The sequence below is a fragment of the Hydrotalea flava genome, from assembly GCF_001623405.1.
Classification (GTDB): Bacteria; Bacteroidota; Bacteroidia; order Chitinophagales; family Chitinophagaceae; genus Hydrotalea; species Hydrotalea flava.
In genome coordinates, this window is sequence record NZ_LUHG01000045.1 from 85,145 (window position 1) to 98,277 (window position 13,133).

18 protein-coding genes are annotated in these 13,133 nt (G+C 37.2%); 15 read left to right on the forward strand and 3 right to left on the reverse strand.

Going from position 1 to position 13,133, the window contains the following annotated elements; all coding sequences use genetic code 11:
* Positions 1-177 precede the first annotated feature (177 nt).
* The gene (locus A0F92_RS04800) at positions 178-873 is read left to right on the forward strand and encodes a GDSL-type esterase/lipase family protein (protein WP_068242239.1); all 696 of its coding nucleotides are present in this window, start codon (positions 178-180) and stop codon (positions 871-873) included.
* 135 nt (positions 874-1,008) lie between these two features.
* Here A0F92_RS04800 and A0F92_RS04805 read toward each other — a convergent pair whose 3' ends face one another.
* From A0F92_RS04805 to sqr, 3 genes are read right to left on the reverse strand one after another with little or no spacing between them, the layout of a single operon-like run.
* Positions 1,009-1,491, reverse strand: a complete 483-nt coding sequence (locus tag A0F92_RS04805; protein ID WP_068242241.1) for a DsrE/DsrF/DrsH-like family protein — start codon at positions 1,489-1,491, stop codon at positions 1,009-1,011.
* A gap of 20 nt (positions 1,492-1,511) precedes the next feature.
* Positions 1,512-1,820, reverse strand: coding sequence for a TusE/DsrC/DsvC family sulfur relay protein (locus tag A0F92_RS04810; protein WP_068242243.1), 309 nt, complete (start codon positions 1,818-1,820; stop codon positions 1,512-1,514).
* A gap of 26 nt (positions 1,821-1,846) precedes the next feature.
* Entirely contained in the window at positions 1,847-3,082 is a 1,236-nt protein-coding gene (gene sqr, locus A0F92_RS04815; RefSeq protein ID WP_068242245.1) for a type III sulfide quinone reductase, selenoprotein subtype, read from the reverse strand.
* A 238-nt stretch (positions 3,083-3,320) separates the two neighbouring features.
* Between sqr and A0F92_RS04820 the strand changes: the two genes are divergently transcribed.
* From A0F92_RS04820 to A0F92_RS04890, 14 genes are all read left to right on the forward strand, one after another.
* Entirely contained in the window at positions 3,321-4,703 is a 1,383-nt protein-coding gene (locus A0F92_RS04820) for a cytochrome ubiquinol oxidase subunit I (protein WP_068242247.1), read from the forward strand.
* A 1-nt stretch (position 4,704) separates the two neighbouring features.
* Positions 4,705-5,739 (forward strand): cytochrome d ubiquinol oxidase subunit II, encoded by a 1,035-nt coding sequence (gene cydB, locus A0F92_RS04825; protein ID WP_068242249.1) that lies wholly within the window; start codon positions 4,705-4,707, stop codon positions 5,737-5,739.
* Positions 5,740-5,863: 124 nt separating this feature from the next.
* Positions 5,864-7,060, forward strand: coding sequence for an NAD(P)/FAD-dependent oxidoreductase (locus tag A0F92_RS04830; RefSeq protein WP_068242250.1), 1,197 nt, complete (start codon positions 5,864-5,866; stop codon positions 7,058-7,060).
* A gap of 214 nt (positions 7,061-7,274) precedes the next feature.
* The gene (locus tag A0F92_RS04835) at positions 7,275-8,078 is read left to right on the forward strand and encodes a sulfite exporter TauE/SafE family protein (RefSeq protein WP_068242252.1); all 804 of its coding nucleotides are present in this window, start codon (positions 7,275-7,277) and stop codon (positions 8,076-8,078) included.
* Positions 8,079-8,156: 78 nt separating this feature from the next.
* Entirely contained in the window at positions 8,157-9,575 is a 1,419-nt protein-coding gene (locus A0F92_RS04840; RefSeq protein WP_068242254.1) for an MBL fold metallo-hydrolase, read from the forward strand.
* A 29-nt stretch (positions 9,576-9,604) separates the two neighbouring features.
* A complete protein-coding gene (locus A0F92_RS04845) occupies positions 9,605-9,886 on the forward strand; it encodes a rhodanese-like domain-containing protein (protein ID WP_068242406.1) in 282 nt (93 codons plus the stop codon).
* Positions 9,887-9,896: 10 nt separating this feature from the next.
* Positions 9,897-10,205 (forward strand): rhodanese-like domain-containing protein, encoded by a 309-nt coding sequence (locus A0F92_RS04850; protein ID WP_068242256.1) that lies wholly within the window; start codon positions 9,897-9,899, stop codon positions 10,203-10,205.
* A 21-nt stretch (positions 10,206-10,226) separates the two neighbouring features.
* Positions 10,227-10,487: a hypothetical protein gene (locus tag A0F92_RS04855; protein ID WP_068242259.1), complete on the forward strand. Its 261-nt coding sequence runs from the start codon at positions 10,227-10,229 to the stop codon at positions 10,485-10,487.
* Positions 10,462-10,680, forward strand: coding sequence for a hypothetical protein (locus A0F92_RS04860; protein ID WP_068242261.1), 219 nt, complete (start codon positions 10,462-10,464; stop codon positions 10,678-10,680). The genes A0F92_RS04855 and A0F92_RS04860 overlap by 26 nt, the downstream gene beginning before the upstream one ends.
* 46 nt (positions 10,681-10,726) lie before the next feature.
* On the forward strand, positions 10,727-10,987 hold the full coding sequence (locus tag A0F92_RS04865) for a heavy-metal-associated domain-containing protein (RefSeq protein ID WP_068242262.1): 261 nt from the start codon (positions 10,727-10,729) through the stop codon (positions 10,985-10,987).
* A 10-nt stretch (positions 10,988-10,997) separates the two neighbouring features.
* A complete protein-coding gene (locus A0F92_RS04870; protein ID WP_068242265.1) occupies positions 10,998-11,183 on the forward strand; it encodes a hypothetical protein in 186 nt (61 codons plus the stop codon).
* Positions 11,184-11,243: 60 nt separating this feature from the next.
* Positions 11,244-11,597, forward strand: a complete 354-nt coding sequence (locus A0F92_RS04875; protein WP_068242408.1) for a DsrE family protein — start codon at positions 11,244-11,246, stop codon at positions 11,595-11,597.
* Between the two features lie 522 nt (positions 11,598-12,119).
* A complete protein-coding gene (locus tag A0F92_RS04885; protein ID WP_167516819.1) occupies positions 12,120-12,635 on the forward strand; it encodes a hypothetical protein in 516 nt (171 codons plus the stop codon).
* Positions 12,636-12,644: 9 nt separating this feature from the next.
* Positions 12,645-13,079 (forward strand): hypothetical protein, encoded by a 435-nt coding sequence (locus A0F92_RS04890; RefSeq protein ID WP_068242271.1) that lies wholly within the window; start codon positions 12,645-12,647, stop codon positions 13,077-13,079.
* The last annotated feature ends 54 nt before the right edge of the window (positions 13,080-13,133 follow it).

The following is a 13,133-nucleotide window of genomic DNA, read 5'->3' on the forward strand; positions in this document are numbered from 1 at the left end:
CCTTTCTGAGGTTGTATTTTTAGCAAAATTATTAGAGCGAATTACGCCAATCTCATTTACTTTTTTCCTCCTTGCTTTGTTGGGTATGCATTTCAGTTCCTTTTAAAAATTTGTTTTAAACAGGTGGTTTTGTGCTATGTAACAATGAAGTAAGTAGGTAATTCAAAATTATGAAATATGAAAAAGCTATTACACTTTTTACTAATTGCTATTACATTACCTGTTATAACTATAGCACAGGTAACCAATCAACGTTTGTTTGATACGGCCAATTTTATGCCTGAGCATTATGCCCAACGCATGGCTTTGTTTGCTACACAAAAACTGCCTAAAAATCCTATTGTTTTTCTTGGTAATAGTATTACCGAAATGGGAAATTGGCAACAATTATTAAACGATTCAAATGTGGTTAATCGGGGCATTGGTGGTGATATTACCTATGGTGTGCTGCATCGGCTACCGGAAATTATTGCCATGCAACCGGCAAAAGTATTTCTGTTAATTGGTATTAATGATATTGGGAAAGATATTCCCGGAGCTGTTATTGCACACAACATTGCTACCATTGTACAACGATTAAAAGAAGGTAGCCCCCATACCAAAATTTATGTTGAAAGTATTATGCCTGTTAATCCCAATGTGCCTAATTTTCCGCAACACTATGATAAGCAGAGGTACATTTTAAATGCCAATAAATTAATTAAGGCAGCCATACAACCATTGCAGGTGCCCTTTATTAATATTCACGATTTGTTTACAGATGCCCAAGGCAGATTAAATGCTAAATACACGGCCGATGGGCTACACCTAACACAAACCGGTGGTGGCTATGAAAAATGGATTGCCTTTTTAAAGAAGGGTGGATATTTGTAATGGTAAATATTGATAACGTATAGGCATTGACTATTTTATAGTTGATGAATGTTAAGGAAATGGAATACGGGCAATAAAAATACGGGTTATAGAAATAACCCGTATAATACCACAATCAATGGTTTGCCAACCAATTTAAACGAAAAGCATATGTGTTCCTAATCCGGAACCTTGCTTGTAAAAATCGCCAACGGTAATAACGCCATCTAAATCATCGTACATGTCTTCTTTTTTATAATGAAACATTTCCATGGCTAATTTACAGGCCCAAAGCTTAACGCTGGAGGCTTTTAAAATATTCAAAAACTCTAATACATCGGGCATGTCAATTTTTTCCATTTCCTTTTTCATCATACTGGTGGCAAGTGCCTCCACGCCGGGTAATCCGCCTAATAGGGTAGGCATGTGCAGGGCCGGGTTTCCAACAGTGGCAGTATGTAAATGTTCTAATTTGCCTTTGTGAATGGCTTCTAACCCAAAAAAGGTAAAAAACATTTCTGCTTCTATGCCTTCCATACGGGCACCATTGGCCAAAACAAATGCAGCATACACATTTTCAAGGGTGGCTTTAGAAAGAATAATCATCATCTTTCTTACTTCACCATTCAACTCGTTCATAATAAATACATTTTAAAGGGTTAAATACAACTGGCAGGTTTGGGTATACCGGCAATTTTAGTGGCTGCCTTTAAAGGGGCATTGGGAAATAACTGATAAAACTCCTTGATGTCAACCACGCCGCTTTTTCCAATTTTACGAATACTTAACGGACTTTCGTTTTTGTATTCATTCTGTAAATATTGAATAACTTCCCAATGCCTGGGGGTTAAAGTAATATTCAAATCTTTTGCAATGGCTTCTGCAACGGCGGGAGTCCATTGTGCAAAATTGGTTAAGTAACCTTCTTCGTTTACATCAACTGTTGTGTTGGCTAATTGTGTTTCCATTGTGTTTGTTTTTTATGGTGAATGAATTAATCAAAGTATTTGCCTGCTTCCTGCATAGTGGCAGAAACAAAAGGTATGTGGGTTCCTTTCAGCAGCATGTTCCAGTAAATCCATCTGAAAGCTAATTTGCCCATGTGGTTCATTCTGCTTTCTTTTAATAGTCTTAATGGTCCAACGCCGGGGAAGGGGAAGCTGCCTTCAACAGGTTCGTGGGTATAGTTAAAATCAATCAGCAATGCCTTGCCGTTACCGGTTTCAATAAAGCAGTTGGCATGCCCGTCAAATTTTTCTTTTAAAGGTTCGTCTTTCATATAGCGAAGAATATTTTCGGTGAGTATTTCTGCTTCAAAGTGGGCTACAGAACCTGCTTTGGATGCCGGTATGTTTGATGCATCGCCAATTACAAAAATGTTTTCATAATTTTTAGATTGCAGGGTGGCGCGGTTGGTGGGTACATAATTCAGGTCATCACCTAATCCAGAACGTGCCATTAATTCATCGCCTTTATTGGTGGGCACAGTCACCAGCAGGTCAAAGGGTACTTCCTTGCCGCTGTAATCAATTATTTTTTTGTTGGCATTGTCTACTTCCTGTATAGCAAAATCACTAACAATATCAATGTGTTTTTCCTGTAACAGGTGTTCTAAGGCTTCGGTACTTTTGGGTTTGGTAAAGGCACCACTCAATGGCGTAACAAAAGTAATTTGTACTTTATCACGCATGTTTTTGTGTTTAAAATAAGAGTCTGCTAAAAAAGAAAATTCGAGTGGTGCAACGGGGCATTTAATAGGCATTTCGGTAATGTGTACTACTAAGCGGCCACCTTTCCAGTCTCTCAACTTATTGCGTAAAGCCAATGCACCTTCAAAAGTGTAAAAGTCAAATACAGACTGATGCCATTCAGTACCTTTCATGCCTTCGGTTTCTTCCGGTGCTATTTTGGCACCGGTGGCAATAATTAAAATATCGTAGGCAATGGTATCTCCATCGGCTAATTGAATGGTATTGGAAGTGGGTACTACCTTTTCAATCCGTTTATTGATGAAGTGTACACCTTTGGGTATAAACTCGGTAATAGATTTAATAATATCTTCCGGAGCATAAATATCAAAAGGTAAAAATAAATAGCCGGGTTGGTAGTGGTGTTCTTTGCGTTCATCAATAATGGTAATATCCCATTCATCATGTTTTAATTCATGTTTTAGGTGGTTGGCCATCATGGTGCCTGCTGTGCCGGCGCCTAGTATTACAATTTTTTTCATAACAATTATTTAATGTGTTTCTGTTTCAATTGCTACTGTAAAATTAGAATGGGCTTTAAACATAATTCATGACGGTTGTTAGCTGCTTTTATGATTAAAATCATATAGATTTATGCAATAAAAAAAGGGGTATTGTAATAAATATCACATTGTAGTTTATAATTGCATGTACCTTTGAATCCAATTGTAAACCCTTCATTTTTCTGGGCATAGCATTAAAATAGATAAAAAATATTTTATGGATTTAGAATTGCTTTCCCGTATACAGTTTGCTTTTACTATTGCTTTTCATTATATCTATCCGCCCCTCAGTATTGGGTTGGGTGTGGTGATTGTAGGTTTTGAAGGCTTGTTTTTAAAAACAAAAAATCCATTGTATGCAAAACTGTCTCGTTTCTGGATTAGAATATTTGCATTAATCTTTGGGATCGGTGTTGCAACGGGTATTGTAATGGAATTTGAATTTGGAACCAATTGGGCTACCTATTCGCGTTTTGTTGGCGATATTTTTGGTAGTGCCTTGGCTGCAGAAGGTATTTTTGCCTTTGCATTAGAATCGGGCTTTTTGGGTGTGCTGTTGTTTGGTTGGAATAAGGTATCACCTAAAGTACACTTTTTTTCTGCTGTAATGGTAACACTGGGTTCCATGTTTTCTGCTGTTTGGATAGTGGTGGCTAATTCCTGGCAACAAACTCCGGCGGGCTTTCATTTGGTAGGGCATGGTTTAATGGTGCGTGCCGAGGTTACCAACTTCTGGGCCATGGTGTTCAATCCTTCATCGGTTGATCGGTTATTGCATGTTTGGGTGGGGTCATTTTTAGCGGGTTCGTTTTTGGTATTGAGTGTGCATGCTTATTATATTTACAAAAACAAATATGTAGAAATATCTAAAAAGGCTTTTAAAGTTGCATTGGCTATTGCAACGGTATCTGCTTTACTGCAATTGTTTATTGGCGACAGGTCGGCCAAAGGGGTGGCCGTTAATCAACCGGCTAAATTAGCTGCTTTTGAAGGGCATTATGATAGTTTAGCTGCTGCCGATATGTATCTTTTAGGCTATGTTAATACAAAAAATGAATCAGTAACGGGTATTAAAATTCCAGGTGGATTATCTTTTTTAATAGATGGAAATTTTTCAACACCGGTAAAAGGGCTTCGTTATTTTAAACCGGAAGACAGGCCAACGGCAGTAAACTTTGTGTTTCAAACCTACCATTTTATGGTGGCAATTGGTTTATTACTCATTGCATTAACTTTATATGCAACTTTTTTATTGTGGCGAAAAAAATTGTTTCACAAAAAATTGTTGATGCTGGTATTTGCTTTCTCCGTTTTTCTTCCTGAAATAGCCAATCAGTTAGGCTGGTATTCTGCCGAAGTTGGCCGCCAGCCTTGGGTGGTGTATGGTTTGTTACGCACCAGTGATGCTTTATCTAAATCGGTAAAAGAAAATGAAGTATGGTTTTCTTTAATCCTTTTTACCATTTTATATCTGCTATTGTTTGCATTGTTTATTTATTTGTTGAATAAAAAAATTCAACACGGATTAGAAGAAAATGACAATGATGTAAGTGATCTTATGCCTTCTGCCAGTAAACGTAATAACCCTTTAATGAATTAATATGGAAACTTTTTTAGGAATAGAATTGTCAACCTGGTGGTTTGCCATTGTAGGCGCTGTATTTACCGGATATTCCATTTTAGATGGGTTCGATCTGGGTGCAGGGGCTATACATTTGTTATTTAAAAAAGAAGAAAGCAGGCGGATTGCCTTAAATGCCATTGGCCCCGTTTGGGGTGGTAATGAGGTTTGGTTGGTAATTGGCGGTGGTGCTTTGTTTGCGGGTTTTCCGGATGTGTATGCCACCATATTCTCTTCTTTTTATATACCCTTTATGTTGTTTCTGGTATTGTTAATTTTAAGGGCTATCTCCATTGAATTTAGAAGTAAAGAACCTATGCTGTGGTGGCGTAAATTATGGGATATTCAGTATTCTGTTTCCAGCAGTCTGATTGGTTTTTTATTGGGAGTGGTGTTGGGTAATTTAATTATTGGGTTGCCCATCAATGAACATTTTGAATATACCGGTACTTTTCTGCAATTATTAAATCCGTATGCCTTGTTAACGGGTGCTACTACTTTGTCGTTATTTGCCATGCATGGTTCTATTTATTTAGTCATGAAAACTGAAAAGCGTTTGTATACTAAACTTTCATTAATGGTGCAAGATACCAGCAGGGTATTTGTAGTGTTTTATATGTTGTTAACCATTGTTACTTTGGTGTATTACCCGCACATGGCCAATACCATTAAAAGGTATCCCTTTTTAATTGCTGTGCCGGTAGTAACCGTATTTAATACCATTAATACAAGGCGTTTGTTAGAAAGTGGTAAATATTTAGTGGGTTTCTTTTCTTCTGCACTAACCGTTGCATTGCTGCTTATTACTTTTGCCATGAATTTGTATCCAAATATTGTACGTTCTACTATCAATCCATTGTATTCATTAACAGTGCATAATGCGGCATCTTCTCCCCGATCACTCACCATTATGCTTATTATTGCAGCCATTGGAGTGCCAATCATTGCTCTTTATACCGGTTATGTATTCTGGACTTTTAAGGGCAAAGTGAAATTAGAGGAGAATAGTTATTAAATAGCAACTGATTTTTCTACTTAATCTATAGGGTTAATATACTAATAAAATATATTTTTTATGTGATTTTAGTCACATACTTGTATCTTGTAGTATATTATTTTCATTTTAAAATAAGATTGCTATGCCAGTACAACATCAAATTGTAATTGTTGGTGGCGGAAATGCAGGTATTTCCGTAGCCGGTAAATTATTGCTTAAGAATAAGCAATTAGATATTGCCATTATAGATGCTGCCGATAAACATTATTATCAGCCTGCCTGGACATTAGTAGGCGGAGGTGCATTTAATGTGGCAGATACCGTTCGCTCTGAAGCATCGGTAATGCCTAAATCGGTACATTGGATTCAAAAAAAAGTAACCGGCTTTTTACCCAACGTCAATAAAGTATCGTTAGATGATGGTACTGAAGTGGGTTATGAATATTTGGTGGTGGCACCCGGTATTCAAATTAACTGGAGTGCTATTAAAGGATTGCCTGAAACATTGGGTAAAAATGGGGTTTGCTCTAATTACAGCTTTCAATCGGTAAATTACACATGGGAGTGTATCAAAAATTTCAAAGGCGGTAACGCCCTATTTACCAATCCCAATACTCCGGTAAAATGTGGTGGCGCGCCCATGAAAATTATGTTTCTGGCAACAGATTATTTCAGAAAACATGATTTGCTCAATAAAACGCAGGTAGAATATTGGAGCGGCGGTACCCGTTTATTTGGGGTAGATAAATATGAAAATACTTTAAAGAAAGTGGTAGCACGAGGCAATATAAAAACACAGTTTTTTGTAAGGTTAGATGAAATAGATGGCCCCAACAAAAAAGCGAAATTTATGGGCTTTGGCGAAAATAATAAGGATCAGGAATATTGGGTTGATTTTGATATGATACATATAACCCCACCTCAAAGTGCACCCGATTTTGTGTGCAATAGCCCTTTGGCCAATGCAGCCGGGTGGGTTGATGTTGATAAAAATACCTTACAACATATACGTTATGCCAATATTTTTTCTCTGGGCGATGCTTCCAGTTTACCTACCTCACGTACAGGGGCTGCAATTAGAAAACAAGCGCCGGTTTTAGTGCAAAATTTATTGTCGCTCATGCAAGGACAGTCTTTAAATGCCCGCTATACAGGTTATACCTCTTGTCCGTTGATTACAGGATATGGCAAACTGGTATTGGCTGAATTTGATTACAACAATCAGCCTATGGAAACATTCCCATTTGATCAGAGTAAGGAGCGTTGGAGTATGTGGATATTGAAAACGAAAATCTTGCCTTGGTTATATTGGAACAAAATATTACCGGGAACAGCATAATAAATTTTGTAACCCCCAAGTAAGAGCCTGCGAACTTTTTTCTATGCAGGCTCTTTATTAATTGGCTAATTCTAAAACATGAAAAACTTAAAATTTGAATGTTTTATTACTTTAATATAAATTTTGTTAATGTTTAACCTGCTTTTATATCTGTGATTCATGTCACCGTACAATGCACTAATAAAGGCCATTTTTACAAAATAAATTTCAATCCATGCAGCTTTTTTTTGGTTATTTAGCATCGGCTTTAATTGGTATATCACTGGGTTTAATAGGTGGTGGCGGCTCTATATTAACGGTGCCGGTTATGGTATATTTATTTAGTGTAAATCCGCTTTTGGCTACATCCTATTCTTTATTTGTGGTAGGCTCTACCAGTTTGGTGGGCGCCTATAACAGTTACAGAAGAGGTTTGGTGAGTATTAAAACAGGTTTATTGTTTGGAATATCTTCTATTGCAACCGTTTTTTTAACAAGAAAATTTTTTATCCCTTCTATCCCTAAAAATATTGCTACTATTGGTTCTTTTGTCATTACGGAAAACATTATGACAATGGTGTTGTTTGCTATTTTGATGGTGGTAGCTTCTTTATCGATGATGCGGAATGGTAATAAAAAAGAAACAACAGATGTGGTGCCTGATAAAAAAATCAATATTCCTAAACTATTGGTATATGGTATCGGCATCGGATTTATTACAGGATTATTGGGTGCAGGCGGCGGATTTTTATTGATCCCCACTTTAGTACTATTAGTAGGATTATCCATGAAGGAAGCAGTGGGCACTTCTTTGTTCATCATTGCACTCAATTCCCTGATTGGCTTTACAGGCGATTTAGGTCATTTTAAAATGGACTGGAAATTATTGGGAATTGTTACCCTGATTGCAATAGGTGGTATTTTTGTTGGCGGATGGCTGGGTAAAAAAATTCATGGTGATAAATTAAAAAAAGGTTTTGGCTGGTTTGTATTGATGATGGGTATTTATATTATTGCCAGGGAATTGTGGTTACATTAGTAAAGTATGGTTTGTGTGATTTGAGTCACTGTTCATCCTGAATCGTTTCATTAATTTTAATTTTTTAAAATTTTGCTTATGGTAGTTGAACAAATTTATACCGGTTGCTTAGCGCAGGGTGCATATTATATTGAAAGTGATGGCGAAGCGGTGATTATTGATCCGCTTCGTGAGGTAGAACCCTATATTCAAAAAGCAGAAAGAAATGGTGCTACCATAAAATATGTGTTAGAAACGCATTTTCATGCCGATTTTGTATCCGGGCATCTTGATTTATCTAAAAAAACAGGTGCTCCCATTGTGTATGGCCCAAATGCTAAACCGGCATTTGATTTTTATGCAGCAAAAGATGGTGAAGAATTAAAAGTGGGTAAAGTAACCATTCAGGTATTGCATACACCCGGACATACCATGGAAAGTACCTGTTATTTGTTAAAAGATGAAAACGGCAAGCCTACTGCGTTATTTAGTGGCGATACTTTATTTATTGGCGATGTGGGCCGTCCTGATCTGGCACAAAAAGTAGTAGCCGATTTAACACAGGATAAATTAGCGGCTCATTTGTTTCATTCGCTTCGTAATAAAATAATGACGTTGCCCGATGATGTAATTGTTTACCCTGCACATGGAGCCGGCAGCGCCTGTGGTAAAAACATGAGCAAAGAAACCACCGATACACTCGGTCATCAAAAACAAATCAATTATGCACTGCGTGCAGATATGACGGAGGCTGAATTTATTAAAGAAGTAACAAACGGATTGGTTCCACCACCTGCCTATTTTCCATTAAATGTAATGTTGAATATTCAAGGCTATGAAAGTATTGATAAAGTGTTGGAACGGGGTCAACATGCTTTTTCACCCAATGCTTTTGAAGCAGCAGCCAATGAAACCGGTGCCATTATTTTAGACACCAGAGATCCGCAGGTATTTGTACAGGGCTTTATTCCCAATTCCATTAATATTGGTATTGATGGCAATTTTGCACCCTGGGTGGGTGCTATGATTCCCGATATTAAACAGGAAATTTTATTGGTAACAGATGAAGGTAGAGAGGAAGAAGTAATTACCCGATTGGCCCGGGTGGGTTATGATTATACCATTGGTTACCTGAAAGGTGGTTTTCAGGCTTGGAAAGAAGCAGGTAAAGAAGTAGATACCATTCTATCTATAACACCGGAAGAACTGGCTCAAAAAATGGAACAAGAAGAAGTTTCTATTTTAGATGTACGCAAAAACAGTGAATATTTAAGCGAACATGTAGTAGATGCCGAAAATGCACCGCTCGATTTTATAAATGAAAGCATGAGCCAAATTGATAAAAATAAAACCTACTATGTGCATTGTGCCGGTGGTTACCGCTCCATGATTTTTAATTCTATTCTGCGGGCAAGGGGTTTCGATAATTTAATTGATGTAAAAGGCGGCTTTACTGCTATTAAAGAAAGCGGTAAGTTTCCTGTTACCGATTATGTATGCCCAAGTACTTTATTATAAAACCAAATGAATACGGAAAAATAAAACATATGTCAACATTAAACGAAATCGTAAACAATTCAGCAACAAGTATTGTAGATGTACGCACGGTAATGGAGTTTCAAAGTGGCCATGTACCCGGGGCTATCAACATTCCATTAGATGAAGTTCAGAACAGATTGGAAGAGTTTAAAAAGCTACCCAAACCAATTGTGGTATATTGCAGAAGTGGTGCCCGCAGTGGTATGGCCATGTCAATTTTAAAACAATCCGGAATCAACGAAGTATACAACGGTGGTGGATTGGCTGATATGCAATTTATGTTAAACTAAAAAATCAGTTATGCTTTCATTTCTTAAAAAATTATTTTCAGGCAAAAAAGTGGATTATCAGGAATTACAAAACCGTGGTGCGATTATTATTGATGTTAGAACACCTGCCGAATTTAAAACAGGCCATATTCGCGGGGCTATTAATATTCCGGTTGATCAAATCAAATTAAAAACAGCCGAACTGAAGAAAAAAAATAAGCCGGTAATTACCTGCTGCCGTAGTGGCGCCAGAAGCGGCATGGCTAAATCTGTGTTATCTGCTGCCGGTATTGAAGTGTACAATGGCGGTGCCTGGTTTATGTTGGAGAAAAAATTATAAATACATTTTAAATTTAAAAAAATGTTAGAGCAATTGAAATACGGCTGGAACCTGATGCGGATTATACGTCTTGCTATTGCAGGTTTTGCCATTACGCAGGCCTTTTTGTCGCACGATTGGTTACTGGGTATATTTGGGGGAATAGTAGCGTACATGGCTTTGGCGAATGTAGGCTGTTGCGGTGTTGGTGGCTGCAGTACCAACGCTTATCAACGCAAAACAATCAATCATCAGGCAGCAACAGAAGAAGTTACTTATGAAGAAGTGGATCATCAAAAATAAATTATACATAGCCGGTGCAATTACCGGTGGTGTTGCAGGCTATTTGTACTATTACTTTGTAGGTTGTGCAACCGGCACCTGCTTAATTACCTCAAAACCGATAAATAGTACGCTGTATTTTGCCATGTTGGGTGCGCTTGTTTTTGGAATGTTTCAAAAGCGTTCGGCAAAGCCAACTAAAGTGCAACCTTAAACAGTACTCATGTTGAATTAATTTGAGTGCTTTAAAATAAATTGGTATGTTAACCTCTGCTGATATTCAGGTACAGAACATAAAATGTGGCGGCTGTGTAGCTGCCATCGAAAAAAATATTGGCTCCATGCCGGGCGTGCAACATGTTTCTGTGAATCAGGCAACCGGCATGGTTACCATTACCGGCATTGGTTTACAAACCGATGTAATTGAACAACAATTAACAAAACTTGGCTATCCGCCCGCTCCAAAAAACAGTGTATTCAAACGCATTAAAACAAGTATTCAGTGCGTATTTAAACAATAAAAATTACTGTATGGAAATAAATATTAACAATATTGATATGGCTGCTTACGAAAAAATTAAACAGTCCATTACCAGTAAAGATAGTGTGGTAGGTATTGATGCGGTACATACACACATTCTTATCATTCATAAATTAATGCAGATAGAGCAGCAATTGCAGCAGCTCCAGCAAAGGTTAGATGGCTTAGATAAATAATCTCTCAACATTACGTAAATGGTATACCGTTTAGGAATAACATTTGCAAATTTATTTGGTATGAAACCTTACAAAGCTATTATTCAATTAACTTCTGATGAACCAAGGGTGTATAAAAGTATTATTGGACAAATAAATAATTTATTGCATGCTTTGCCCGGTAAAGTCACAATAGCAATGGTTTGCCATGGCGGTAGCAGCGCTTTTTGTTTGAATGATAACAATCCTAATCGAGCGGCTATTTTGCAATTAATGGAACAGGGTGTTGTAATTAAAGTGTGTGAAAATATGTTGCGATCTAATCATGTTTCGGTGCAGCAACTTATTCCCGGCATTCAAACAGTTCCTGCAGGCATAGCTGAATTGGTTATTCGGCAACAGGAGGGCTGGAGCTATATTAAAGCCGGATTCTAAAAGTAGTATCAGTTAGATGGCTACCTGTTCATTATGCAAAAAAATATTTATTCAATACTAATACTGTTGTTGTTACAGTTAAGTTTCTTTTCATTACAGTCGCAAAGTACAGAGATAACATTTAGTAAAGATGATACCTCTAAAAAGCATACTCTAAAAGATACTTACAACGCTTTTGAATATTTTTCGATCCGGTACATTTGAAAGCCGCTTCCGCTACTTTTTTATGTCGGCCATTAACGAAGGCAATCTATCTGATTATTATGCCAATGCTTTTGGAGGCGGTATTAAATATCAAACGGCGCCATTCCATCATTTTCAATTTGGGTTGGGGGGGGTTATACTTTTAATCTGGATTCATCCAATCTTGCAAAAGCCGATTCTATTACTGGCTCCCCCAATCGTTATGAAATTGGATTATTCAATATTCAAAATCCGGCACAGAATAACAATTTGTATAAGCTGGAATATTTTTATTTGAAATACACCTTAAAAAATTTTCAGGCTACCCTTGGTAAATAATTGTTGCAAACTCTTTTCATCAATCCGCAGGATGGAAGAATGCGGCCAACTTTTGAAGATGGCATGTATTTGAAATATAACCCTAACAAAACAATTTGGGAAGGGGGCTGGTTATACAACATTTCGCCGCGCAGCACCATACAATGGTTTTCTGTTCCCAATTCAATAGGTTGGTATGCACAAGGCATTAATCCAGATGGAACAGCAGGTAATTACCGGGGTAATCTTTCCGGAGCCGGTATTGGTTTATTCGGCATTACGCATCATTTCAATAAAAATGTAAGTATTAAACTTTGGGAGCAGTTTGTTGAAAATATATTCAACACTTTGCTTGCCGAATTCAACTACATGCCTGAAACAATTCAGCAAAAGCCTGTTTTCTTTACCGGTATTCGCTTCATTACCCAACAGTCCATTCATGATGGTGGTAACCAAAATCAAGATAAAACCTATATGCTGAAAGGCAATGTAGCCTATGTTTTTTCAGGGAGAGTGGGATTGAAAAATAAACGATGAGAAACCACTTTGAATTATACCCGTATTACAGATAATGGTTGTTTTCTCAATCCCCAAGAATGGGGTATTGAGCCCTTTTATACTTTTATGTATCGCGAAAGAAATGAAGGCAACGGCAATTTGAATGCTGTGATGTGGAATGTAAAATGGAATACAATGGCTAAACAATTGTTGCTGAAAGGCCAATTGGGATATTTTGCCCTACCCAATGTAAAAAATACTGCCATGAATAAATATGGCATGCCATCTTACGGCCAATTGAATCTTGACCTGAAGTATCAGTTCAATAAGCAATTAGCAGGGTTTGATGCTGGGTTTTGTACACCTGCAAAAAAGGATATGGCGATACCTACAATAACCCAAAATATGTGTTTAACAAGGCAAATCTTTCGCTCTTTAACTTTATTATCAATTATTCTTTCTGAAATTTATTGGGGGAAATAAATTTTTTGTACTTTCCCGGTTCGTTCAATTGTGTTTAAATTGTAATTAATAAAA

Bases quoted from the DNA above. Each gene is read 5' to 3' on its own strand.
- A0F92_RS04855 (WP_068242259.1), top strand. From the start codon at position 10,227: ATGTTAGAGCAATTGAAATACGGCTGGAACCTGATGCGGATTATACGT.
- A0F92_RS04850 (WP_068242256.1), top strand. From the start codon at position 9,897: ATGCTTTCATTTCTTAAAAAATTATTTTCAGGCAAAAAAGTGGATTAT.
- A0F92_RS04840 (WP_068242254.1), top strand. From the start codon at position 8,157: ATGGTAGTTGAACAAATTTATACCGGTTGCTTAGCGCAGGGTGCATAT.
- A0F92_RS04800 (WP_068242239.1), top strand. From the start codon at position 178: ATGAAAAAGCTATTACACTTTTTACTAATTGCTATTACATTACCTGTT.
- A0F92_RS04835 (WP_068242252.1), top strand. From the start codon at position 7,275: ATGCAGCTTTTTTTTGGTTATTTAGCATCGGCTTTAATTGGTATATCA.
- A0F92_RS04820 (WP_068242247.1), top strand. From the start codon at position 3,321: ATGGATTTAGAATTGCTTTCCCGTATACAGTTTGCTTTTACTATTGCT.
- A0F92_RS04810 (WP_068242243.1), bottom strand. From the start codon at position 1,820: ATGGAAACACAATTAGCCAACACAACAGTTGATGTAAACGAAGAAGGT.
- A0F92_RS04870 (WP_068242265.1), top strand. From the start codon at position 10,998: ATGGAAATAAATATTAACAATATTGATATGGCTGCTTACGAAAAAATT.
- A0F92_RS04860 (WP_068242261.1), top strand. From the start codon at position 10,462: ATGAAGAAGTGGATCATCAAAAATAAATTATACATAGCCGGTGCAATT.
- cydB (WP_068242249.1), top strand. From the start codon at position 4,705: ATGGAAACTTTTTTAGGAATAGAATTGTCAACCTGGTGGTTTGCCATT.
- sqr (WP_068242245.1), bottom strand. From the start codon at position 3,082: ATGAAAAAAATTGTAATACTAGGCGCCGGCACAGCAGGCACCATGATG.
- A0F92_RS04865 (WP_068242262.1), top strand. From the start codon at position 10,727: ATGTTAACCTCTGCTGATATTCAGGTACAGAACATAAAATGTGGCGGC.
- A0F92_RS04875 (WP_068242408.1), top strand. From the start codon at position 11,244: ATGAAACCTTACAAAGCTATTATTCAATTAACTTCTGATGAACCAAGG.
- A0F92_RS04830 (WP_068242250.1), top strand. From the start codon at position 5,864: ATGCCAGTACAACATCAAATTGTAATTGTTGGTGGCGGAAATGCAGGT.
- A0F92_RS04845 (WP_068242406.1), top strand. From the start codon at position 9,605: ATGTCAACATTAAACGAAATCGTAAACAATTCAGCAACAAGTATTGTA.
- A0F92_RS04805 (WP_068242241.1), bottom strand. From the start codon at position 1,491: ATGAACGAGTTGAATGGTGAAGTAAGAAAGATGATGATTATTCTTTCT.